At 70.9% G+C, this 19,363-nt stretch carries 20 protein-coding genes; 2 read left to right on the top strand and 18 right to left on the bottom strand.

Features of this window, described 5'->3' with window-relative positions; translation table 11 throughout:
• Positions 1-318: 318 nt before the first annotated feature.
• Positions 319-804, bottom strand: a complete 486-nt coding sequence (locus D7X96_RS06205; protein WP_121724837.1) for a DUF2243 domain-containing protein — start codon at positions 802-804, stop codon at positions 319-321.
• A complete protein-coding gene (locus D7X96_RS06200; RefSeq protein ID WP_147442779.1) occupies positions 801-1,001 on the bottom strand; it encodes a hypothetical protein in 201 nt (66 codons plus the stop codon). The genes D7X96_RS06205 and D7X96_RS06200 overlap by 4 nt, the downstream gene beginning before the upstream one ends.
• Positions 1,002-1,200: 199 nt before the next feature.
• Here D7X96_RS06200 and D7X96_RS06195 point away from each other — a divergent pair, with 199 nt between their 5' ends.
• Together D7X96_RS06195 and D7X96_RS06190 are read left to right on the top strand one after the other, a co-directional pair.
• The gene (locus D7X96_RS06195) at positions 1,201-2,745 is read left to right on the top strand and encodes a CocE/NonD family hydrolase (protein ID WP_120549241.1); all 1,545 of its coding nucleotides are present in this window, start codon (positions 1,201-1,203) and stop codon (positions 2,743-2,745) included.
• Positions 2,746-2,838: 93 nt separating this feature from the next.
• Positions 2,839-4,446, top strand: coding sequence for a hypothetical protein (locus D7X96_RS06190; protein WP_121769231.1), 1,608 nt, complete (start codon positions 2,839-2,841; stop codon positions 4,444-4,446).
• Between the two features lie 29 nt (positions 4,447-4,475).
• Here the strand turns inward: D7X96_RS06190 and D7X96_RS06185 are convergent, their stop codons facing one another.
• The 16 genes from D7X96_RS06185 to D7X96_RS06110 are packed head-to-tail and all read right to left on the bottom strand — an operon-like array spanning position 4,476 to position 19,342.
• The gene (locus D7X96_RS06185) at positions 4,476-4,907 is read right to left on the bottom strand and encodes an excinuclease ATPase subunit (RefSeq protein ID WP_120549239.1); all 432 of its coding nucleotides are present in this window, start codon (positions 4,905-4,907) and stop codon (positions 4,476-4,478) included.
• Positions 4,908-4,924: 17 nt separating this feature from the next.
• On the bottom strand, positions 4,925-6,163 hold the full coding sequence (locus D7X96_RS06180; protein ID WP_120549238.1) for a beta-ketoacyl-ACP synthase: 1,239 nt from the start codon (positions 6,161-6,163) through the stop codon (positions 4,925-4,927).
• A complete protein-coding gene (fabG, locus tag D7X96_RS06175; RefSeq protein ID WP_121769230.1) occupies positions 6,160-6,891 on the bottom strand; it encodes a 3-oxoacyl-ACP reductase FabG in 732 nt (243 codons plus the stop codon). The genes D7X96_RS06180 and fabG overlap by 4 nt, the downstream gene beginning before the upstream one ends.
• Positions 6,884-7,351 (bottom strand): hotdog family protein, encoded by a 468-nt coding sequence (locus D7X96_RS06170; protein WP_120549236.1) that lies wholly within the window; start codon positions 7,349-7,351, stop codon positions 6,884-6,886. Before D7X96_RS06170 ends, fabG begins: the two co-directional genes overlap by 8 nt.
• Complete coding sequence (locus D7X96_RS06165) at positions 7,348-8,529, bottom strand: beta-ketoacyl-ACP synthase (protein ID WP_120549235.1); 1,182 nt, start codon at positions 8,527-8,529, stop codon at positions 7,348-7,350. Before D7X96_RS06165 ends, D7X96_RS06170 begins: the two co-directional genes overlap by 4 nt.
• 6 nt (positions 8,530-8,535) lie before the next feature.
• The gene (locus D7X96_RS06160) at positions 8,536-9,108 is read right to left on the bottom strand and encodes a DUF3261 domain-containing protein (RefSeq protein ID WP_167510804.1); all 573 of its coding nucleotides are present in this window, start codon (positions 9,106-9,108) and stop codon (positions 8,536-8,538) included.
• On the bottom strand, positions 9,090-10,325 hold the full coding sequence (locus D7X96_RS06155; RefSeq protein WP_120549234.1) for an NAD(P)/FAD-dependent oxidoreductase: 1,236 nt from the start codon (positions 10,323-10,325) through the stop codon (positions 9,090-9,092). Before D7X96_RS06155 ends, D7X96_RS06160 begins: the two co-directional genes overlap by 19 nt.
• Positions 10,322-12,619: an MMPL family transporter gene (locus tag D7X96_RS06150; RefSeq protein WP_120549233.1), complete on the bottom strand. Its 2,298-nt coding sequence runs from the start codon at positions 12,617-12,619 to the stop codon at positions 10,322-10,324. Before D7X96_RS06150 ends, D7X96_RS06155 begins: the two co-directional genes overlap by 4 nt.
• Complete coding sequence (locus D7X96_RS06145; protein ID WP_120549232.1) at positions 12,609-13,217, bottom strand: LolA family protein; 609 nt, start codon at positions 13,215-13,217, stop codon at positions 12,609-12,611. The genes D7X96_RS06150 and D7X96_RS06145 overlap by 11 nt, the downstream gene beginning before the upstream one ends.
• The gene (locus tag D7X96_RS06140; RefSeq protein ID WP_120549231.1) at positions 13,214-13,633 is read right to left on the bottom strand and encodes an acyl-CoA thioesterase; all 420 of its coding nucleotides are present in this window, start codon (positions 13,631-13,633) and stop codon (positions 13,214-13,216) included. Before D7X96_RS06140 ends, D7X96_RS06145 begins: the two co-directional genes overlap by 4 nt.
• Complete coding sequence (locus tag D7X96_RS06135; RefSeq protein WP_121724202.1) at positions 13,623-15,182, bottom strand: HAL/PAL/TAL family ammonia-lyase; 1,560 nt, start codon at positions 15,180-15,182, stop codon at positions 13,623-13,625. The genes D7X96_RS06140 and D7X96_RS06135 overlap by 11 nt, the downstream gene beginning before the upstream one ends.
• Positions 15,154-16,101: a lysophospholipid acyltransferase family protein gene (locus tag D7X96_RS06130; protein ID WP_121769229.1), complete on the bottom strand. Its 948-nt coding sequence runs from the start codon at positions 16,099-16,101 to the stop codon at positions 15,154-15,156. Before D7X96_RS06130 ends, D7X96_RS06135 begins: the two co-directional genes overlap by 29 nt.
• Positions 16,098-16,835, bottom strand: coding sequence for a glycosyltransferase family 2 protein (locus tag D7X96_RS06125; protein ID WP_120549228.1), 738 nt, complete (start codon positions 16,833-16,835; stop codon positions 16,098-16,100). Before D7X96_RS06125 ends, D7X96_RS06130 begins: the two co-directional genes overlap by 4 nt.
• Positions 16,832-18,541, bottom strand: coding sequence for an ApeI family dehydratase (locus D7X96_RS06120; protein ID WP_121769228.1), 1,710 nt, complete (start codon positions 18,539-18,541; stop codon positions 16,832-16,834). Before D7X96_RS06120 ends, D7X96_RS06125 begins: the two co-directional genes overlap by 4 nt.
• Positions 18,534-19,085 carry a COG4648 family protein gene (locus D7X96_RS06115; RefSeq protein ID WP_120549226.1) on the bottom strand — a complete coding sequence of 184 codons (552 nt, stop codon included), beginning with the start codon at positions 19,083-19,085 and terminating at the stop codon, positions 18,534-18,536. Before D7X96_RS06115 ends, D7X96_RS06120 begins: the two co-directional genes overlap by 8 nt.
• Positions 19,082-19,342 (bottom strand): acyl carrier protein, encoded by a 261-nt coding sequence (locus D7X96_RS06110; protein ID WP_120549225.1) that lies wholly within the window; start codon positions 19,340-19,342, stop codon positions 19,082-19,084. The genes D7X96_RS06115 and D7X96_RS06110 overlap by 4 nt, the downstream gene beginning before the upstream one ends.
• Between the last annotated feature and the right edge of the window lie 21 nt (positions 19,343-19,363).

Genomic DNA, 19,363 nt, shown 5'->3' with positions numbered 1-19,363 from the left:
GGCAGGGGCCGGCGTGGCGGAGGCCTGGGCCTGCGGCGGGGACTTCTCCGCGGGCGCGGTGGAGGCGCACGCGGTGATGAACGCGGAAGCGCAGACGCCGAGCGTCATGCGCGCGGCGCCAAACTTCGGTCTGGAACGGAACGACATGGAGGCTCCTGGATGTGCCCGTGACGGGTGGCGCACTCTGGCGCACGCGGGCGTGTCGCCAACAGCGCAAACGGCGGTTTCATCCCAGCCATTGCGTTCTGGACGCCACGCGCACTCGAAGTCCCGGGTTGGGACCCCGGGACAATGGCGCGGCGCGGTGTCCCGCCGGCCTCAAGCCCTGACGGTGCCGCCCCGGGGCGTGACGTCCCCACGGCCCGCGCGGATCAACGCTCCGCCCGCGAGCAGCAGGGCCAGGCCGAAGAAGAGGAACCCCACGTCCCAGGCGACCTGGGACGGGCCGGTGCGCACGTGGTGCACGCCGAGCAGCTGATGGTCGATGAGGCCTTCGACGACGTTGAAGAGGCCCCAGCCTCCCAGCAGGCACCCGGCGAAGGTGCGCGAGGACCACGGCACGTCCGTCCTCAGGCCCGCGCGCCAGAGCAGCACCAGGCCGCTGAAGGTCATGAGCCAGGTGAAGGCATGGAAGAGGCCATCCCAGAACATGTTCACCTTGGCGTTCACCAGCGTGTCCGGCGGCAGGTGGCTGGAGAGCATGTTGTGCCATTGCAGCAGCTGGTGCAGCAGGATGCCATCCACGAAGCCGCCCAGGCCCACGCCCAGCATCACGCCCGCGGAGAGCAGCGGTCCCCGGTTCATCGCTCACGCCCCAGGAAGTGCAGCGGAGTAACGACAGCGAGGATGACCCCGAAGGGCAGCAGGGTGATGGCCAGCCGGCCCCAGAAGTGTTCGTTGAAGATGCCGGCCTCCACGGCGGGCCGGCATGTTTCACAGGCGAACACCGCGCTGCTGACGAGCAGGACGCTGGTGAGCGTGAGTGCGTTGAGCCTTCGCATGGCGGGACTGTGCGCCAGGAAAGCCCCCGAGTCCGTCACGCGGATCGTCGAAGCGCTCTCCAATGAACGTCGCGCCGGGATGACGAACATTGTGTTTGATTTGGAATCCTGGCTTTCCGCGTCTGTGTATTGACTCGAAAATCAGCGCCTCGCATATTGGCGGCACGTCAATCTTCCCCGCCGCCCCCCAGGTGTCTCCATGACGAAGCGTTTGCCAGTGGTCCTGCTGTTGCTGCTGCTGCCGCTCACGAGCTTCGCGGTCCCGACCACGGGCTTCCGGTTCGTGGACATCCCCGGCAGCGACGGCACCGTCCTCAAGGCCAACTACATCGCACCCACCACGCCCGGGCCGCATCCGGCCGTGGTGTTCATCTCCAGCTGGGGACTCAACGATCTGGAGTACCTGGCCCAGGCGAAGGTTCTGGCGGAGAAGGGGTACGTGGCGCTCTCGTACACGCCGCGCGGCTTCTGGGCTTCCGGCGGCGGCATCGACACGGCCGGGCCGGTGGACATCGCGGACACCTCGCGCGTCCTGGACTGGATGCTCGCCAACACCACGGCGAATCCCTCGCGCATCGGGCTCGCGGGTGTCTCGTATGGCGCGGGCATCGCCCTCATCACCTCCGGCTTCGACTCGCGCGTGAAGGCGGTGGCGGCGCTCTCCGGCTGGTCGGACCTGGTGGCGTCGCTGTTCGGTGGCGAGACGCGCCGTCCGCAGGCCGTGGCGCTGTTGAACCTCGCCGCGACCCTGCTGGGCCGGCCCAGCCCTGAATTGACCACCACCATCAACGACTACTTCGCCAACCGGAACATCGAGTCCATCAAGGCCTGGGGCCGCGTGCGCTCGGCCGCTACGTACATCCAGCGCATCAACGCCAACAGGCCCGCCATCCTGATGGCCAATGCCTACGGCGACAGCCTCTTCCCGCCCAACCAGCTCGTGTCGTTCTACGGCCAGCTCGCCGGCCCCAAGCGCCTGGAGTTCGCCCCGGGTGATCACGCCGTCGTGGAGGCCACGGGCCTGCTGGGGCTGCCCAACGGCGTCTGGACCAGCGTGACGCGCTGGATGGACCAGTACGTCGCGGGCGTGGACACCGGCATCTCCCGCGAGGCGCCCGTCGTGCTGCGCACCCATGACGGCGACACGGAGGGCTATGCGTCGTGGGCCCAGGTCTCCACCGGGACGCAGCGCTACGGCCTGGGCGCCATCCGCCTCCTGGACGGCACCGGCACCCTGGGCGGCACGCCGGCCTCGAGTGCTTCGCGGACCGTCTGGTCCGGCTTCGACACCAACGCCGACGCCGGCGTGGCGCTCCTGACCAACGGGCTCCAGGCGTTGACGGGCATCCCGCCCATCGTCTGGCTGCCGGGCGTCAACCGCCTCAACGCGGGCGTCTGGACGTCGTCCACCACCCTGAGCGGCATCTCCATCCGTGGCTCGGCCACGCTCCGTCTGCGCGTCACGCCCTCCACCTCATCGGGCACGGTCGTCGCGTACCTGTACGACCTGCTCGGCGACTACGGCGGCCTCATCACCCACGTGCCGCTCAGCTGGAAGGGCGCCACGCCGGGCGTGCCGCTGGACCTGGACCTGGCGTTCCCCGCCACGGCCTATGACGTGCCCGTGCTGCACCGGCTGGCGCTCGTCGTGGACACGGAGGACCCGCTCTACCTGGACGCGAACACCACCGGCGCCACGCTGTCGCTGGGCGCGCCGTCCTGGCTGGACCTGCCCATCCGCTGAAGCGCCCCTCGCGGCCGTGACGGAGGGCGTGCTCTCCAGACGCCCTCCGTCGTTCCAGCGAACGTGCCCGGTGTGTTAACGCTCCCGGCGCTCATGGGAACCGCCGTCTCGGAACGCACCCGCGCCGTCCTGCTCATCCTCGCCGGTGGCGTGCTGGCCCTGTTGCTGTCGCACCATCCCGCCCTCCTGTCCGGGCTGCGACTGGTGCAGGGCGACGAGGGCGACGTGCGCTTCAACCACTACATCCTGGAGCACGGCTGGCGCTTCGTGTCCGGAGACCCGGCGCACGCGCGCTTCTGGGACCCGCCGATGTTCCACCCCGAGCCCAACGTCGCCGCGTACTCCGACGTGCTCCTGGGCGTGGCGCCGTTCTACTGGATGTGGCGCGTCCTGGGCCTGGGCGCGGACCTGTCCTGGCAGGCGTGGGCGCTCACCATGGCCGCGCTCAACTACGCCGCGGCGGTGTGGCTCCTGCGCCGGGGCTTCGGCCTGCGCGTGTTTCCTGCCGTCGTGGGCGCGGTGCTCTTCACGGCCGGTGCTCCGCGCATCAACCAGCTCAACCACCCGCAGCTGGAAGGACAGTTCTTCGCGCTCGTCGCCATGGGCGCGGTCATCGCGCTGACGCGGCCGGAGACGGACCGGCGCCGGGGCATCGCCTGGTCCGCGCTGCTCGTGGGCGCGTTCGTGGCCCAGCTCTACGCGGGCTTCTACTGGGGCTGGTTCCTCTTCTTCTTCCTGCTCCTGGCGTTCATCGCCGGGCTCGCCGTCCGGGACACGCGCGGCCCGCTGCTGACGGCGCTGCGCCGCCACCTCCCGGCGCTCGTGGGCTTCGGCATCGTAGGGCTGGTGGTGCTCGCGCCGCTGGTCCTGCACTCGCGTCAGGCCATTGGCACGGTGGGCCTGCGCAGCTTCGGGGACGTGTCTCCCATGGTGCCGCGCTTCTGGAGCTGGTTCTTCGTGGGCCAGGACAGCTGGCTGTACGGGTGGACCAACGGCTTCTCCCATTTCCAGCGCATGCCGGTGCCGTGGGAGCACCGGCTGGGCTTCGGCTTCGTCACGCCCGTGCTGGCGGGCATCGGCCTGTGGCAGGCGCGCTCGCGGACCTCGGTGCGGCTGCTGCTCGTCCTGGCGGTGGCCACCTTGCTGCTCGCGTCGCGCTACACCGGCGGCTTCACGCCCTGGTGGCTCGTCTTCCACGGCGTGCCCGGCGCGGCGGCCATCCGGGCCCTGTCCCGCATTGGCCTGTGGCTGCTGGTGCCCGCGGGCGTGGGGCTGGCCCTGTACCTCCAGCGGCAGTGGGACTCGGGGCGCGCGGCGCTGGCGGTGGGCCTGGGCGCGCTGTGCCTGCTGGAGCAGGGGCTCACCGGCCCCGTCTATGACAGGCACGAGGCCCGCGCGGACGTGGAGGCGGTGGCCGCGCGCATCGCACCGGGCTGCGCGACCTTCTTCTACGCGCCGACGTCCGGGGAGGCGCAGGAGTGGAAGTATCACCTGGACGCCGTCTGGGCGTCCGGCGAGCACGGCGTGCCCACGGTGAATGGCTACTCGGGCAACTACCCGCAGGGCTGGAAGCTCCAGGACAACCGCCGCTTCAACGCGGAGGCGGCGGCGCGCATCGACCAGGAACTGGAGGCCTGGATGCGCTCGCGGAGCCTGGCTCCGGAGAGCGTCTGCCGCATCGAGGTGCCGGCGCGGCGGTAGCGTTCCGCCGCGCGGGCCGCCTCTCGGGACTACTTGGCGATCGTGGCGTAGTCGCCCTTGAGCGCGACGCCGGTGACGAAGCTGCCGGCGTGGCACTCGATCTCGGTGGCGCTCTTGGACTCCACCTTCTTGTAGTAGCTCACGATGTGGACCACCGCGTTGGCGCCGTTCTTCTTCGCGCCGTCCTGCAGGGCGATGAGCGCGGAGAGGGCGGCCCACTTGCAGGCGTAGTCGTCGGACTTGCCCACGCCGTTGGTCTTCTTGTTCGTGGTGTCGCTGCCCAGCGTCTTCAGCACGTTGGGCGTCTTGGCGCCTTCCAGGTAGAACTTCACGGAGCCGTCCAGCTTCTCCTTGGCCTCGGGCAGCGCCAGCACGTCCGCGAGCTTCACCTTGGTCACGGTGTCGCGCGCCAGGGCGGGGCTCGCGGCCGTCAGTGCCAGCAACAGGAGGGCTTTCTTCATGGCGGGGTCTCCAGGCATCAAGGCCAGCGGCGGAAGATCAACGACGTGTTGATGCCGCCGAAGGCGAAGTTGTTGGTCATCACCAGGTCCGTCTGCAAAGCACGTCCCTCGCCCATGACATAGTCCAGGGGCGCGCACTTGGGATCCACGGAGTCCGCCGTCAGGTGCAGCGTGGGCGCGAACCAGTCCGAGCGCATCATCTGGAGGGTCATCCACGCCTCCAGCGCGCCGCAGGCCCCCAGCGTGTGGCCCATGTAGCTCTTGAGGCTGGAGATGGCGACCTTCTCCCCGAAGACGGCCTTCGTCGCCGCGCTCTCCGCCACGTCGCCCGTGTCCGTCGCCGTGCCGTGCGCGTTGACGTAGGGGATGGCGGAGGCCGGCACGCCCGCGTCCTCCAGCGCCAGCTTCATGGCCTCCGCCATGGTGTCCGCGTTGGGCTGCGTGACGTGCCGCCCGTCGCTGTTGGTGCCGTAGCCCAGCAGCTCCGCGTGGATGGTCGCGCCGCGCGCCTTCGCGTGCTCCAGCTCCTCCAGCACCAGCGTGCACGCGCCCTCACCCAGCACCAGCCCGTCACGCTGGGCGTGGAAGGGGCGGGGGGACTGGTGCGGCGCCTCGTTGTGCTTCGTGCTGGTGGCGAACAGCGTGTCGAACACCGCCGCGCCCGTGGCGTCCAGCTCCTCCGCGCCGCCCGCGAGCATCGCCACCTGGCGGCCCAGCTTGATGGCCTCATACGCGTAGCCGATGCCCTGGCTGCCGGACGTGCACGCGCTGGAGGTGGTGATGATGCGCCCGGTGATGCCGAAGAAGACGCCGATGTTCACCGCCGCCGTATGGGACATCATCCGCAGGTACGTCGTCGCGGTGATGCCCTCCGTCGTCTTGTGGGTGATCATCTTCCCGAAGTCGCCCATGTTCTCCGGCGTCCCCGCGGAGGAGCCATAGGCGATGCCCATCTTCCCGCCCTTCACCAGCGGGTCACCCAGCAGGCCCGCGTCCTGGAGCGCCAGCTCGCTGGCCCGCGTCGCCATCAGCGCCACGCGGCCCATGGTGCGCGTCGTCTTGCGCGAGTACGCGGACGGCGGCAATTCAAACGGCAGGGCGGGCGCGCCCAGCCGCGTGTTCAGACCTTCGTATTCCTTCCAGGGCTCCATGACCTGGACGGCGTTCTGGCGAGCACGCAGCCGCGCCTCGACCGTCTTCCAGTCGTGACCCAGCGGGCTCAGCGCACCGACTCCGGTGACCACTACGCGCTTCATCCGATCATCCCCCCGTTCACCGAAATCACCTGCCGCGTGATGTAGCCCGCGTCTTCCGCCATGAGGAAGCTCACCGCGGCGGCGACCTCCTCGGGTCTGCCCATCCGGCGGGCGGGAATGATCTTCAGCGCCTCCTCCAGCACCTCCGGAGGCACCATCTCCGTGTCGATGAGGCCCGGCGCCACGCAGTTGACGGTGATGTTGCGCTTGGCCAGCTCCACCGCCAGCGCCTTCGTCGCGCCGATGATGCCCGCCTTGGCCGCGCTGTAGTTCACCTGGCCCCGGTTGCCCATGAGCCCGGACACGGACGACAGCGTGACGATGCGGCCCGGCTTCTTGCGGCGCACCATGGGCATCGTGAGCGGGTTGAGCACGTTGTAGAAGGCGTCCAGGTTGGTGTGGATGACGCCGTCCCACTCCTCGGCCGTCATGGCGGGGAACGCGTTGTCGCGAGCGATGCCCGCGTTGCACACCACGCCGTAGTAGCAGCCGTGGGCCTCCACGTCGGCGAGCAGCGCGGCTTGCGTGGCAGCTCGGTCCGACACGTCGAACTGGAGCACGCGCGACTCGCGGCCGGCCTCGCGCACCTGGGCGGCCACGGCCTCGGCCTCCTCGCGCTTGCTCTTGCAGTGCACCACCACGTCGTAGCCGTCGCGGGCCAGGCGCAGCGCGATGGCGCGGCCGATGCCCCGGCTGGAGCCCGTCACCAGCACCGTCTTGTCACCCATCTGTGTTGCCCCTTCCCAGGTCCTGCCCCGGTTGCGGCTCGTAGACCGTCAGCGCCGCCGTGGCGACCTTCTCCGTCCCGATGCTGAGCGTGCAGTCGAACTGGCCCAGCCCGTTGTCCGCGGAGAACTGGCGTTGGACCTCGATACGCAGGGTCTCGCCCGTCTTGAAGACGGGGCGGCTGCACTCGTAGCGGCGGGTGCCCAGCAGGAAGCCCACCCGGGGCGTGCCGCCGCGCTTGCGCGAGTGCCACCCGGCCCACGCGGCCACGGCCTGCGCCATGTACTCGATGCCCACCCAGCCGCCCACGGCGCCGTCGGAGCAGAAGAGGCTGTCCTCGCGCACGGTGACCTCCGCGAGCAGCGAGTCCGCGTCGCCCTCCAGGGCGCGGTCGAGCAGCCGCATGCGCCCCTCGTGGGGCACCAGCTCTTCAATGGGCTGATCAATCACGATGCGCATCATGCGCGCTCCAGCACGAGGGCGGCGTTGCTGCCCCCGAAGGCGAAGGAATTACTCAGCACGCTCTTCACCGGGCGCCCCAGCGACTCTCCCGGCTTCACCAGCGACAGCGCCGGCAGCGAGTCGTCCACGGCCCCGTCCCAGAAGTGTCCGGGCAGGTGGCCCTCCGGGTTGTCCACCAGCGTGAGGTACGCAAACGCCGCCTCCAGCGCGCCCGCGGCGCCCAGCGTGTGGCCGGTGAGCGGCTTGGTGGAGCTGGCCTTCACGCCCGGCCCCAGGAGCGCGTGCACCGCGCGCGTCTCCATGGCGTCGTTCTGCACCGTGGCGGTGCCGTGCAGGTTCACGTAGTCCACCTGCTCCGGTGCAAGGCCCGCGCGCTTCAGGGCCTCCTGGATGGCGGCCATGGCGCCCTTGCCGTGGGGCTCCGGCGCGGAGATGTGGTGCGCGTCGGAGGACTCGCCCCAGCCGGACAGGCGCACCGGCCCCGGCTCGCGGGTCATCAGGAAGAGCGCGGCGGCCTCGCCGATGTTGATGCCGTGGCGGTGGGCGCTCATCGGGTTGCAGCGCTCCTCGCTCACGGAGTCCAGCGCGCGGAAGCCCGCGACGGTGAAGCGGCACAGGGAGTCCACGCCGCCCGTCAGCACCGCGTCCACGCTGCCCGCGCGCAGCATCCGCGCCGCGCTGGCCAGGGCCTTGGCGCTGGAGGAGCACGCGGTGGAGATGACGTAGGCGGGGCCTTTTGCGCCCACCACGTGCGCCAGCGCCAGCGCTGGAGAGCCCAGCTCCTGCTGGTGCAGGTGGAAGCGCGCGGGCAGCTCGCCCGTGGCCAGGTGGCTGGCCATGGCCTTCTCGCTCTCGCCGATGCCGGAGGTGCTGGTGCCCAGCACCACCGCCACGCGCGCGGGGCCGAAGCGGGCGAGGGCGGCGTCCACCTCCGGACGGATCTGCGCCAGCGCGGTGAGCAGCAGCGCGTTGTTGCGGCTGTGCTGCGAAGGGGGCAGGGCGTCCTGGGCCGCGAGCGGAGAGGTGACGAGCCCCACGTGCAGCGGCCGGTCCGCGAACCCGTCATGGGAGGCGACGCCGGAGACGGTGTCCGCGAACAGGGCCCGGGCCACCTCCTGCTTCCCGGAGCCCAACGCGCAGACAAGGCCCAGCTGGTTGAGGAAGACAGGAGGAGACATGGGGTGTCACTCGGCCGAGCGCGATTCGATGGTGAGCTGGTAGTGCTCGGAGTGGTTCGTCAGCTGCGTGCGCCCTTCCCAGCGCGGCGAGCCATCGTAGCGCACCGTCACCCATTCCCTGCCGTTCTTCGACAGGGTCCGCTGCGCCGGGCCGTCCTCCAGCGTCCACCCGGCGGGCAGGGCAGCGCGCACGGCGTCGGCCGGCCAGTAGACGAGCTGCACGTCCCGCAGCACCAGGGCGGAGTTGAACTGGGCGGGTAGGCGGGGGTCGCGCTCCTCGTCCAGTCTGCTGCCGTCCCAGCGCAGCGTGAGGATGCGCTGCCCCAGGGCCAGCCCCGCCAGCCGCAGCTGGGCCGGGTCCACCTCCAGGAGGGCCTCCAGGGAGCGGGGGCCGCCCGGGTCCTGCTCGTGCGCGAACACCAGCTGCTGCGCCAGGCTCACGGACGCCCCGAGAGCGGCGGGAGCCAGGCGCAGCTCCGGCAACGGCTCGCCGGGAGGGGCGGGCCGGGGCCGGGGCGTGGAGGTACAGGCCACGAGGCCCGCGACGAACAGGGCGGGGATCAGGCGGCGGGCTTGCACAGTCCCTCGAGGACGGTCAGGCGCCGCTTGCTGTCCGAGACGTAGGGGTTGTTCTTGTCCCACGCGTAGCCCGCGAGGATGGCGGAGATCATCCGGCGCACGTCTTCCGACGGGTTCGGGTGGAAGATGATGTCCTGGAAGCCGCCCTCGTACCAGGACTCCACGAAGGTGCGGAACGTGTCCACGCCCGCCTTGAGCGGCTTCGCGTACTCGTTCTCCCAGTCCACCTTCTCCCCCGCGAACGCGCGGGCGATACAGGCCGAGGCGAGGCTCGCGGACTTGAAGGCGATGGTGACGCCCGAGGAGAACACCGGGTCCAGGAACTCACCCGCGTTGCCCAGCAGCGCGAAGCCCGGCCCCCACAGCGACTTCACGTTGGCCGCGTAGCCGGTGAGCTTGCGCGCGGGCATGCTCCAGACGGCGTCCTTCAGCAGGTTCCGCAGCGACGGGGCCTCCTTCACGATGGCCTGCAGCCGCTCCGTGTCCGTGCCGGTGTACTGGTCCAGGAATTCCTTCTTCGCGACCACGCCCAGCGAGCAGCGGCCGTTGGAGAAGGGGATGGTCCAGTACCAGACGTCCACGTGCTCCGGGTGCGTCGTCACGCGGATCTTGTTCCGGTCGAAGGTGCCCACCGGAATGTTGTCCTGCACGTGCGTGAAGATGGCGCCGCGCACGGGGAAGTTGGACGGGGTCTCCAGGTTGAGCATGCGGGGCAGCACGCGGCCAAAGCCGCTCGCGTCCAGGACGAAGCGCGCCTTCACGAGGTACGTCTCGCCTTCGGGGGAGCGGACCGTCACCTCCGGCTGCTCGCCGGAGAAGTCCACGGACAGCACCTCGTGGCGGAAGCGGACGGTGGCGCCCTTCTTCTCCGCGGCCTTGGCCAGCACGTGGTCGAAGGTGCCGCGCTCCACCTGGTAGGTGGTGCCCCAGCCGGGGCTGAACTTGTCGCGGAAGTCGAAGTCCGTGTACCTGCCGGCGCGCTCGAAGGCCGCGCCGTTCTTGAACTGGAAGCCCGCCTCCACCACGTCCTGGAGGAAGCCCGCTTCCTGGATGTACTCCATGCTCTGCGGCAGGAGGCTCTCGCCAATGGAGAAGCGCGGGAACTGCTCGCGCTCCAGCACGAGGACGTCACGCCCCTGCTTGCGAAGGAGACCGGCCGCGACGGAGCCCGCGGGGCCCGCGCCAATGATGAGGATGTCCGCAGTTTCAGTTTTCAATGTGTGGCTTTCCCGGGTGGTAGACGGAAACAAGGGGTGAGGATCCAGATGGTGACCTCGCCCAGCAGCATGGCGAGGCCGAACGACCGCAGCGCGGGCGTGGCGGAAAGGCCCAGCAGCCCGAAGGACAGGAGCGTGCTCACACCGGCCAGCGCCACCGCGAGCCACGCGGAGCCGTCACCGGGGTGCTCCAGGAGGAAGATGCCGTAGTCCACGCCCATGCCCAGCAGCAGCACCAGCCCGAGCACGGTGAACAGCTGCAGCGGCGCGCCCGCCCATCCGAAGATGGCGAGCGTCAGGAGCGTGCCCAGCACGGACGGCACCCACGCGCGCCACGCCTGGCGCCCGAAGCGGGCCACCAGCGTGAGCAGCACCGCGAGGTAGCCCGCGACGATGAGGCCGCCCATGATGCGGCGGTAGCGGCTGAGCAGGCCTGAAATCTCGGCCGTCTTGTCCACCCAGCGGACGCCCTCCAGGCCCTGCGCCACCTCTTCCAGGCGCGGCAGCACCTTGGGGTCGTTGAGGCCGCGCAGCATGAGGACGCTGTACTGCGCCTTGCCCAGCGTCCCCAGCCACTGCTGCCGGATGGCCGCCGCGGCGGGACCGGAGAGGAAGTGCTGGAGCGTGAGCGGCTCCTGGGAGAAGGCGGCGCGCGTGGGGGCCTCACCCGTGGACTCGCTGACGGCGGCGACGGCCAGGCCTTCCGCGCGGGCGCTCAGGGCCGCGTCCTCGCGCTGCTGCGCTTCGGATGGGAGCCAGTCGGACACGGCGCGGTAGCCCGCGAAGACCTTCTGGGCCACCAGCGCGTCCAGCTTCGTCTTCAGCACGGCCTCGCGCGCGAGCACCTGTTCGTCGCTGTCCCCCTGCACCAGGAAGAACTGCGCGGGGCTGGGCAGGCCCAGCAGGCGCCCCAGTTCGCGTTGATCCGCGATGAGGTTCGGGGGCGCGCCCTGCAATTGGCGCAGGTCGTCCCGGGGCTCCAGCTTCCAGAGGCCCACGGCCACGAGCACCGCGAGGACCGCGCCCGTCCCCCACCAGAGCGGCGTGGACGTGATGCGCGGCCAGCGCGTGATGGACGCGGAGAAGCGCTCGGAGAAGGACGTGATGGGCAGGGCGCCCGTGTCCAGCGACGGGAACCAGCACACGACGGTGAGGAACGCGGCGGTGAGGCCGGCGGCGGAGAAGACGGCCATCTGCCGCAGGCCCGGGAAGGGGGCGACACCCAGCGCCAGGTACGCCACCACGCTGGTGACGAGCGCCAGCACCATGCCGGGCAAGAGCGCGCGCATCACCGGGCCGCGCTCCGACGGGGCCTTGCCCTGGCGCGCGGCGAAGTAGTGGAAGCCGTAGTCCTCCGCCACGCCCACCAGGCTGGAGCCGAAGACGAGCGTGAGCAGGTGCACCCGGTCGAACACGAGCGCGGTGACCGTCAGCGCCACCGCGCAGCCCAGCGTGAGCGACACGCCCACGAGGAGGATGGGCCGCAGCGACCGGAAGGTGAGCCATACCAAGACGAGCACCGCCGCCAGCGACCCGAAGCCGATGGTGGACATCTCCCAGCTGGCCTGAGCGGCGGCGGCCTCCGCGTACAGCGGCACGCCCGCGGCGACGAGCCGGCCTCCGGGCACCGCTGCCTCCACCGTCGAGCGCGCCCGCTCCACCGCGGCGGTGACGCGCGAGCCGTCCCCCAGCGCGAAGGCGGACACCTTGCTCTTCCACATCAGGAGCACCCACTCGCGCCCCTCGCCGGACAGCCACATGCGTCCGTCGCGGGGGCGGGCGGACGTCTCCGCCGCGCGGGCCTGCCACCAGTCCTGCCACAGGCCCAGCGGATCCGCGTTCCAGTCCGTCAGCTGCGCGCCCGCGGGCTGGTACAGCTTCATCAGCGCCGTGCCGCCCAGCTCGTCCGGCGTCGCCTTCGCCAGCCACTGGCGCTGCGCGGGCGTGAGCAGCCGGTCTCTGTAGGGACGGTAGAACTCCACCGCCTGGTCCAGCGTGGAGGTGTCCACCACCGCCGGCTCCAGCAGGCCGGAGGCCTCCGACAGCACGCGCGTGGCCTCGTCCGCGGCCTTCTGCGCGGACGGCCAGTCGTTGGCGCCCACCAGCAGCACCAGCTGCCGGCCCGCGTCGTCCGCGAGCTTGCGCGTGGCGGCGTCCACCTCGGGCGCCTGCTCGTCCTCCGGCAGGAGCGCGAGCACGTCCGTGTCCAGGCTCGCCGAACGCCAGAATCGCACCTGGTGCACGCCCACCGCGAGCACCACCAGGGCCCAGAGGATGGCCAGCTTATTTGCCAAGGCGCTCTGCTTCCGTCGCGTCGGGGGGAGGCGTCTGGGCCAGCTGCTCGAAGGTGATGACGCTGCTGTCGCCGCGCGACTCGTCCAGCTGCACCTGGCGCACGTAGCCGTCGCCCTCCAGGTGGATGTGCTTGAAGACGCGCGCGAGCCCCGCGTCCGTGGGCGTCAGCTCCAGCTTCCAGCCCTTGTCGCCGACGAGCTCACCCTCCACCTTGAAGCGCTTCTGGAGCGCCGCGACGTCGCCGGACAGGAGCGCGAAGAGCAGCTCGTTCACCGCCGCCAGCGCGGGCTCCTTGGTGGAGTCCAGGTGGTAGGCCGCGCCGCCGGTGGCCTGCTGCGCGCTCAGCGACTTGCGCGTGAGTGTCAGCGTGGACGCGAACGGCGTGCGCGTGTTCCACAGCACGCCCTGGTCGCGGGCGAGGAGGAAGTCCCCCTTGGACACGAGCGGCTTCTTGAAGCCCGCCACGGACTTCTTCTGTTCGAACCGGCCGCGCACCAGCGGCGCGTCCACCAGCCGTGCGCGCACGTCCTTCACCAGGTCCGCGGCGTGGGCGCTCAGGGACACGAGCGCGAAGGTCAACACGAGGAAGGGCTTCATTCCGGCCTCACTCCCAGCTTCTGCCAGAGGACTTCCGGGCAGACGTATTCCATCTCACCCGTCTTCAACGACACGGCGACCTGGATGGTGTGGGCCTGGTTCACCTTGCGGCCGGTGTCCGCGTCGCGCAGCAGGTAGTCGAAGCGCAGCCGGTTCTCCCACTCGGTGATTTCGGCGCGCACGATGATGCGCTGCTTGTACCGGATGGGGGAGACGTACTTGAGCTTCATCTCCACCACGGGCCAGCCGTAGCCGGACTCGCGCATCTGCGGCCAGTCGTAGTCGTGCTTGCGCAGGATGACGGCGCGCGCCAGCTCCAGGTACTTCACGTAGTGGCCGTGCCAGACGATCTCCATCATGTCGAGATCGTGGAACGCCGGGTCAATCAGCAGCTCGCAGCTCAGGTCAGGCTTCATGAAGCCTCCACTCCTGGCGGCGGATGGCGGTGAGCAGGCCCTGCAGCTCGACGTCCAGCGCCCGGTCCTCCACCAGCAAGGGGATGCGCGCTTCCAGATCCGCCTGCATCGCGGCCAGCGCGGGGCCCGGCTTCGCGTCCGCGTCCAGCCGCTGGCGCAGGGTGACGCCCTGGCGCGCGGCGATGAGCATGGCCGCGGCCACCTGCTCCGTCAGCTCCAGCACGCGCAGGCAGTCGCGCGCGGCGATGGTGCCCATGCTCACCTTGTCCTGGTTGTGGCACTCGGTGGAGCGGGAGAAGACGGACGCGGGCATGGTCTGCTTCAGCGCTTCCGCGGTCCACGCGGAGACGCTGATCTGCGCTGCCTTGAGGCCGTGGTTGATGGCCGCGCGGGCGCCGGTGGACGCGGACAGGTTCGCGGGCAGCCCGTGGTTGAAGCGCGGGTCCACCAGCAGCGCCAGCTGCCGGTCCAGCAGGTCCGCCACGTTGGCCACCGCGGTCTTCAGCCCGTCCATGGCGAAGGCGATGTGGCCGCCGTAGAAGTGGCCGCCGTGCAGCACCCGCTCGCCATCCGGGTCGATGAGCGGGTTGTCATTGGCGCTGTTCAGCTCGTTCTCGATGAGCGTGCGGAAGTACGGCAGCGCGTCCTCCAGCACGCCGATGACGTGCGGCGCGCAGCGCAGCGAGTACCGGTCCTGGAGCCGCTGCTCGTTGCGCGGAGGCCGGTCCGTGACCAGGTCCGCGCGCAGCCGGGCCGCCACGCGCTGCTGGCCCGCGTGAGGCTTCGCCGCGAAGAGCGTCTCGTCGAAGTGGTGCGCGTTGCCGGCGCTCGCCAGCACGTTGAAGGCGGTCAGCCGCGTGGCGAGCCGCGACAGGTACTCCGCGCGCTCCCACGCCAGGCACGCCAGGGCCGTCATCACGGCGGTGCCGTTCATGATGGCCAGGCCCTCCTTCGGGCGCAGCTTGAGCGGCGCGATGCCCAGCGACTGGAGCACCTGCGCCGCGGGCCTGCGCTCGCCCCGGTACCAGACGTCGCGCTCGCCGCAGAGCACCGCCGCCACGTAGGAGAGCGGCGTCAGGTCTCCGGACGCGCCCACGGACCCTTCCGCGGGAATCAGGGGCAGCACGTCGTGCTTGAGCAGCAGCTCCAGCTGGGTGAGCAGCGGAATGCCCACGCCGGAGAAGCCCTGCGACAGGGACGCCAGCCGCGTGGCCAGCACCGCGCGCGTCTCCTCGGGCGTGAGGAACCGGCCCGCGCCGATGCCGTGGTACGTGTAGAGGTGGTGCGGCAGCTCCGCCACGAGCGCGGGCGGGATGGACACCGTCACGGAGTCACCGTAGCCGGTGGTGACGCCGTAGATGACGCCGTCCTCCGCCAAAAGGCGGTCCAGGAACGCGGCGCCCTTGGCGATGCGCTGGCGGAAGGCCGGGGCCGTGCCCAGCTCCGCGGGGCGCTCGCGCCGCGACAGGGCGGCCACGTCCTCGAGCGTCAGCCGGGTGCCGTCGAAGCGGACCGGAGTGTCAGAGAGTTGGGGGCTTCGCGGAGACATGCACCTGATCCCAGAAGGGAAAGAAGTTGAACCAGTCGTAGGGGGCGCGCTGCAGGAGCGCCGTCACCCGGCCCGCGTAGTGCCGGGCACAGTCGGTGAGCGCCTGCTCGCGCTTGCCCCGGGGCAGCACGACGCGCTCGAAGAGGCGCTCGAAGTGGATGGTGTAGCCGTCGCCTTCATGGATGCAGCCCAGCAGGTAGAGCGGGCACTTGAGCAGCGCCGCCAGCACGTAGGGGCCCACCGGAAATGGCGCCGGGTGCCCGAGGAAGTCGACGCGCACGGTCTGCGCGGAATTCACCGGGATGCGGTCGCCCGCGATGACCACGAACTCGCCGGCCTCCACGCGCTCGTTCAGCGCGACGGCGGTGGCCGGGCCCATGTCGGTGACTTCCATCAGCCGGAAGTCGTTCTCCGGGTTGAGCCGCTTGAGCAGGCGGTTGAACTGCTCCGCGTGCAGCGTGTGCACCAGGATGTTGAGCTTCACCTCGCCCCGGCGCTCCGCCATGGTGCGGCACAGCTCCAGGCAGCCCATGTGCGCGGTGACGATGACGCCGCCCCGGCCGGACGTGGCCACCTGGTAGAACTCCTCGCGGCCTTCTGTGCGGACGCGCTCGAAGCGGTAGCGCCCGCTCACCGCGAGCAGCTTGTCCAGCATGGTCTCCGCGAACATCAGCACGTGCCGCACGCTGTCGCGCCGGCGGGGCGCATGTCCCAGGGCCCCGGTGGCGGCCTGCACCCGCTCCAGGTACTGGCCGGACGCCTGACGCAGCGCGGGCCGCCTCAGCCAGTTCACCAGCACCACCGGGTAGAGGCAGAGGCGGAAGGGCCAGCGGCCCAGCAGACGGTGGATCCAGTAGAGGATCCAGATGCCCGCGACGAAGGTGGTCTCCCCCATCTCCGCCCAATGGCGGGACTTCATCTGGCCACCTTCCGCCAGAGGAGCACGGGCAGCCGGCCCAGCATCCCGAAGAAGAGCCGGGCGTGCATGCCGGAGATGCGCACGTTGTCCCAGAGCACGTCGAAGTGGGAGATGCCGTCGGTGGGGTAGCGCACCTGGGTGGGCTGGTTGAGGATGCGCATGCCGCGCCAGAACAGGCGCACCAGCACCTCCACGTCGAAGTCCATCCGCTTGCCAATCCTCACCGAGTCGATGAGCGCCACGGTGGGCTGCAGCGGATACACGCGGAAGCCGCACATGGAATCGCGGATGGCGAACGACAGCGTGTTGATCCACACCCAGATGTGCGTGGCATAGCGGCCGTACAGCCGGCCCTTGGGCACGGACTCGTCGTAGACGGGCGTGCCGCACACCAGCATGTCCGGCTGCGCCTTCGCCAGCGCGAGGAAGCGGGGGATGTCGCCCGCGTTGTGCTGGCCGTCCGCGTCGATTTGAAGCGCGTGGCTGTAGCCCCGGGAGAGGGCCGCGCGCAGGCCCGCCATCATCGCGCCGCCCTTGCCCTCGTTCTGGGGCAGGCGGACCACCTCCACGTGCTCGCTGTCCTCGCGCGCCAGGCCGTCCAGCACCGCCGCGCAGCCGGGCTCGCTGCCGTCATCCACCAGCACGCAGGGCAGCCCGTGGCCCCGGACGGCCTTCACCACCGCGCCCACGGCCTCGCCGTGGTTGTAGACCGGAATCACCGCGCAGACCTTCATCCTGCCCCTCCGCCCAACACGATGCGGCCGCTGGCGTGCGAGCCCGCGGCCGACGTCAACTTGAACCCCAGCCGCCCGGACTCCTTCGCCCAGGTGAGCTCCAGCGTCAGCTGCGCGCCGGGCGGGATGACCTGCTGGAACTTCAGCGTCTCGATACGCTGGAAGTCCGGCGGCAGCGCGAAGTGCTCGCGGCCCAGCATCAGCGCCCAGTCCAGCTGCACCACGCCGGGCAGGATGGGCGAGCCCGGGAAGTGCCCGTCGAAGTACGGCGAGTTGGCGGGGACGTCCACCGCCAGCAGCGCGCGTTCGCCGGAGCGCTCCAGCACGCGGAACGGGGGACGCTTCGGATCGAAGAGCGCGGCGAGCGCCGCCTCGGTGGATTTGCCCTGCGAGTTCACCGGCATGGCCTCCAGATACCGGAACCGGCGCGGCAAGGCACTGGACTCGAAATGCGGGGCCAGCTTCTCGCGCAGCGCCTGACCCAGGGACCGCCTGCCGCCCGACTCCTGGAGCTGCCAGCCGTCCGCGGAGGGCACCCCCACCACCGCCAGGATCACGCGGTGCCCTTCGGTGAGGGGCAGCACCCGGGCTTCACGCAGGAGGCCACTGGCCACGAGCGCGCGCTCCATGGCGGAGAGCGACACGCGCTTCTCCTCCAGCTTGAGCAGCCGGTCGCGGCGCCCCAGCAACTCGAAGCCGCCGGGCACGGGCCGCGCGCGGTCCTCCGTGGTGAACCACTCGCCCGGGGGCAGCGCCAGGTGGGGCGAGCGGACCCAGAGCGCGTCCTCCTCCGCGCGCACCTCCACGCCCGGCATCGTGCGCCAGGAGGCGCCGTCGTCCGTGTCGCGCCGGCGCCACGCGACGCCGCCCGTCTCCGAGCTGCCGTACACCTCCACCGGCGCCCGGCCCAGCAGGTCCCGGCAGGCCTGGAGCGCTTCGGGGGTGAGCGGCCCGCCGGAGGAGAACAGCCCGCGCAGGTTCCCGCGCGCGGCCGCCCAGTCCAGCGTCGAGGGCAGGCGCTTCAGGTGCGCGGGGCTCGCCACCAGCAGGCCGGGGCCCGTCTGGAGCGAGGCCAGGATGTCCTCCGGATAGGGCAGGACGTGCGTGTCGAAGGGGCGGCCCGACGTCAGCGGCCAGAGCACCCGGAACAGCAGGCCGTAGATGTGCTGGTGCGACACGGTGGCCAGCACCGGCACGTCGCCCACGTCCGCGTCGAACAGGCGGCCCAGCGTGGCCACCTCGCTGGACAGCTGCGACAGGCGCTTGGGGATGGCGGTGGGCTCGCCGCTGGAGCCGGACGTGTAGACGACCAGCGCGGCGAGGTCCGGTGAGAGCGCCTGGAGCGCGGCGGGGGCGACGTCCTCGTTCCCCGCGGGCGCGAGCGGCGTCTGGCCTTGCGGGGCCCGGCCCGCGAAGCCGTCGACATGGGCCTTCAGCGCGTCCAGCGTGGCGGGGCGCGCGTCCGCGGGCAGGTAGACGCACGCGCCCGCGTGCCAGGCGCCGAAGAGCGCGGTGGCGAAGTCGAAGGTGTCCTCGGTGAAGAGGGCGAAGCGCTGGCCTCCGTGCGCGGTGAAGGCCGCGCGCCAGCGGGCGACCCGGGCGCGGAACGCACCGGCGTCCCGCACGCCGTCCTCGCCTCGGGCCACGGGGTGCCCGGCGGGACGGCCGTGGACGAGGAGGGTTTCGAGCGCGAGCGGCTCAGCCATGGGCGTGCCGTGCGCGCACCCGCTGCCGCACCACCCATTCGCCGGCGAAGAGCAGGCCCATGAGGCCGTAGGCAATGAGGCCATTGTAGAGCGCCCAGGCCGCGTCGCTCGCGAAGAGCGCCGTGGTGAGCGCGAGCGCGCCGTTGAGGACGAAGAAACCGCACCACACCTGCGTCACCTTGCGCGTGTAGGCCACGCCCGACGGCGGCAGGTCCTTCTCCCGAAGCCGCGCCAGCCGCTCAATCACGCTGGGCGGATAGGCCAGGCTGGTGGCGAAGACAGCGAGGAGCACTCCGTTCACCAGCACCGGATAGAGCTTCAGGGGCAGGGCGTTGTTGCCCAGCATGCTGGAGCCCGCGAGCACCAGCGCGCCCACCGCGGCCGCGAGCCACATCTTCTCCCGCGTGGCCACCGCGCGCACCACCGCCATGGCCGCCAGGGGCAACGCCATCCAGCGGGGCTCGAAGTGGCCCAGCCCCAGATAGACGAGCGGCGGGTAGGCGAGGCTCAAGAGCCCCAACAGCACCGGACGCAGACGCTTCACGCCGCGGCGGAGTCGCTGCCGAGCAGGCCGTACAGCGCGTCCACCACGTCCTGCAGCGTGCGCACGGAGCGGAACACTTCCGGCGGAACGCGCTGGCCGGCGATGGGCTTCAAGCGCACCAGCAGGTCGATGGCGTCAATGCTGTCGATGTCGAGGTCGTCGTGCAGCCGCGCCTCCGGGATGATGCGGGAGGGCTCGATGTCGAAGGTTTCCTGGAGGATGGCGCTCAGGCGCTCGAACAGCTCGTGCTTGGTCATGGGGTTTCCTCGCTTTGTTTT

Source organism: Corallococcus interemptor (assembly GCF_003668875.1).
GTDB classification, from domain to species: Bacteria; Myxococcota; Myxococcia; order Myxococcales; family Myxococcaceae; genus Corallococcus; species Corallococcus interemptor.
Note: the sequence above shows the minus strand (reverse complement) of the source record. Positions and strands in the feature narration are given on the sequence as shown.

Excerpts from the sequence above, each read along its gene's own strand:
- D7X96_RS06205 (WP_121724837.1), bottom strand. The coding sequence starts at position 804 with ATGAACCGGGGACCGCTGCTCTCCGCGGGCGTGATGCTGGGCGTGGGC.
- D7X96_RS06200 (WP_147442779.1), bottom strand. The coding sequence starts at position 1,001 with ATGCGAAGGCTCAACGCACTCACGCTCACCAGCGTCCTGCTCGTCAGC.
- D7X96_RS06195 (WP_120549241.1), top strand. The coding sequence starts at position 1,201 with ATGACGAAGCGTTTGCCAGTGGTCCTGCTGTTGCTGCTGCTGCCGCTC.
- D7X96_RS06190 (WP_121769231.1), top strand. The coding sequence starts at position 2,839 with ATGGGAACCGCCGTCTCGGAACGCACCCGCGCCGTCCTGCTCATCCTC.
- D7X96_RS06185 (WP_120549239.1), bottom strand. The coding sequence starts at position 4,907 with ATGAAGAAAGCCCTCCTGTTGCTGGCACTGACGGCCGCGAGCCCCGCC.
- D7X96_RS06180 (WP_120549238.1), bottom strand. The coding sequence starts at position 6,163 with ATGAAGCGCGTAGTGGTCACCGGAGTCGGTGCGCTGAGCCCGCTGGGT.
- fabG (WP_121769230.1), bottom strand. The coding sequence starts at position 6,891 with ATGGGTGACAAGACGGTGCTGGTGACGGGCTCCAGCCGGGGCATCGGC.
- D7X96_RS06170 (WP_120549236.1), bottom strand. The coding sequence starts at position 7,351 with ATGATGCGCATCGTGATTGATCAGCCCATTGAAGAGCTGGTGCCCCAC.
- D7X96_RS06165 (WP_120549235.1), bottom strand. The coding sequence starts at position 8,529 with ATGTCTCCTCCTGTCTTCCTCAACCAGCTGGGCCTTGTCTGCGCGTTG.
- D7X96_RS06145 (WP_120549232.1), bottom strand. The coding sequence starts at position 13,217 with ATGAAGCCCTTCCTCGTGTTGACCTTCGCGCTCGTGTCCCTGAGCGCC.
- D7X96_RS06140 (WP_120549231.1), bottom strand. The coding sequence starts at position 13,633 with ATGAAGCCTGACCTGAGCTGCGAGCTGCTGATTGACCCGGCGTTCCAC.
- D7X96_RS06135 (WP_121724202.1), bottom strand. The coding sequence starts at position 15,182 with ATGTCTCCGCGAAGCCCCCAACTCTCTGACACTCCGGTCCGCTTCGAC.
- D7X96_RS06130 (WP_121769229.1), bottom strand. The coding sequence starts at position 16,101 with ATGAAGTCCCGCCATTGGGCGGAGATGGGGGAGACCACCTTCGTCGCG.
- D7X96_RS06125 (WP_120549228.1), bottom strand. The coding sequence starts at position 16,835 with ATGAAGGTCTGCGCGGTGATTCCGGTCTACAACCACGGCGAGGCCGTG.
- D7X96_RS06120 (WP_121769228.1), bottom strand. The coding sequence starts at position 18,541 with ATGGCTGAGCCGCTCGCGCTCGAAACCCTCCTCGTCCACGGCCGTCCC.
- D7X96_RS06110 (WP_120549225.1), bottom strand. The coding sequence starts at position 19,342 with ATGACCAAGCACGAGCTGTTCGAGCGCCTGAGCGCCATCCTCCAGGAA.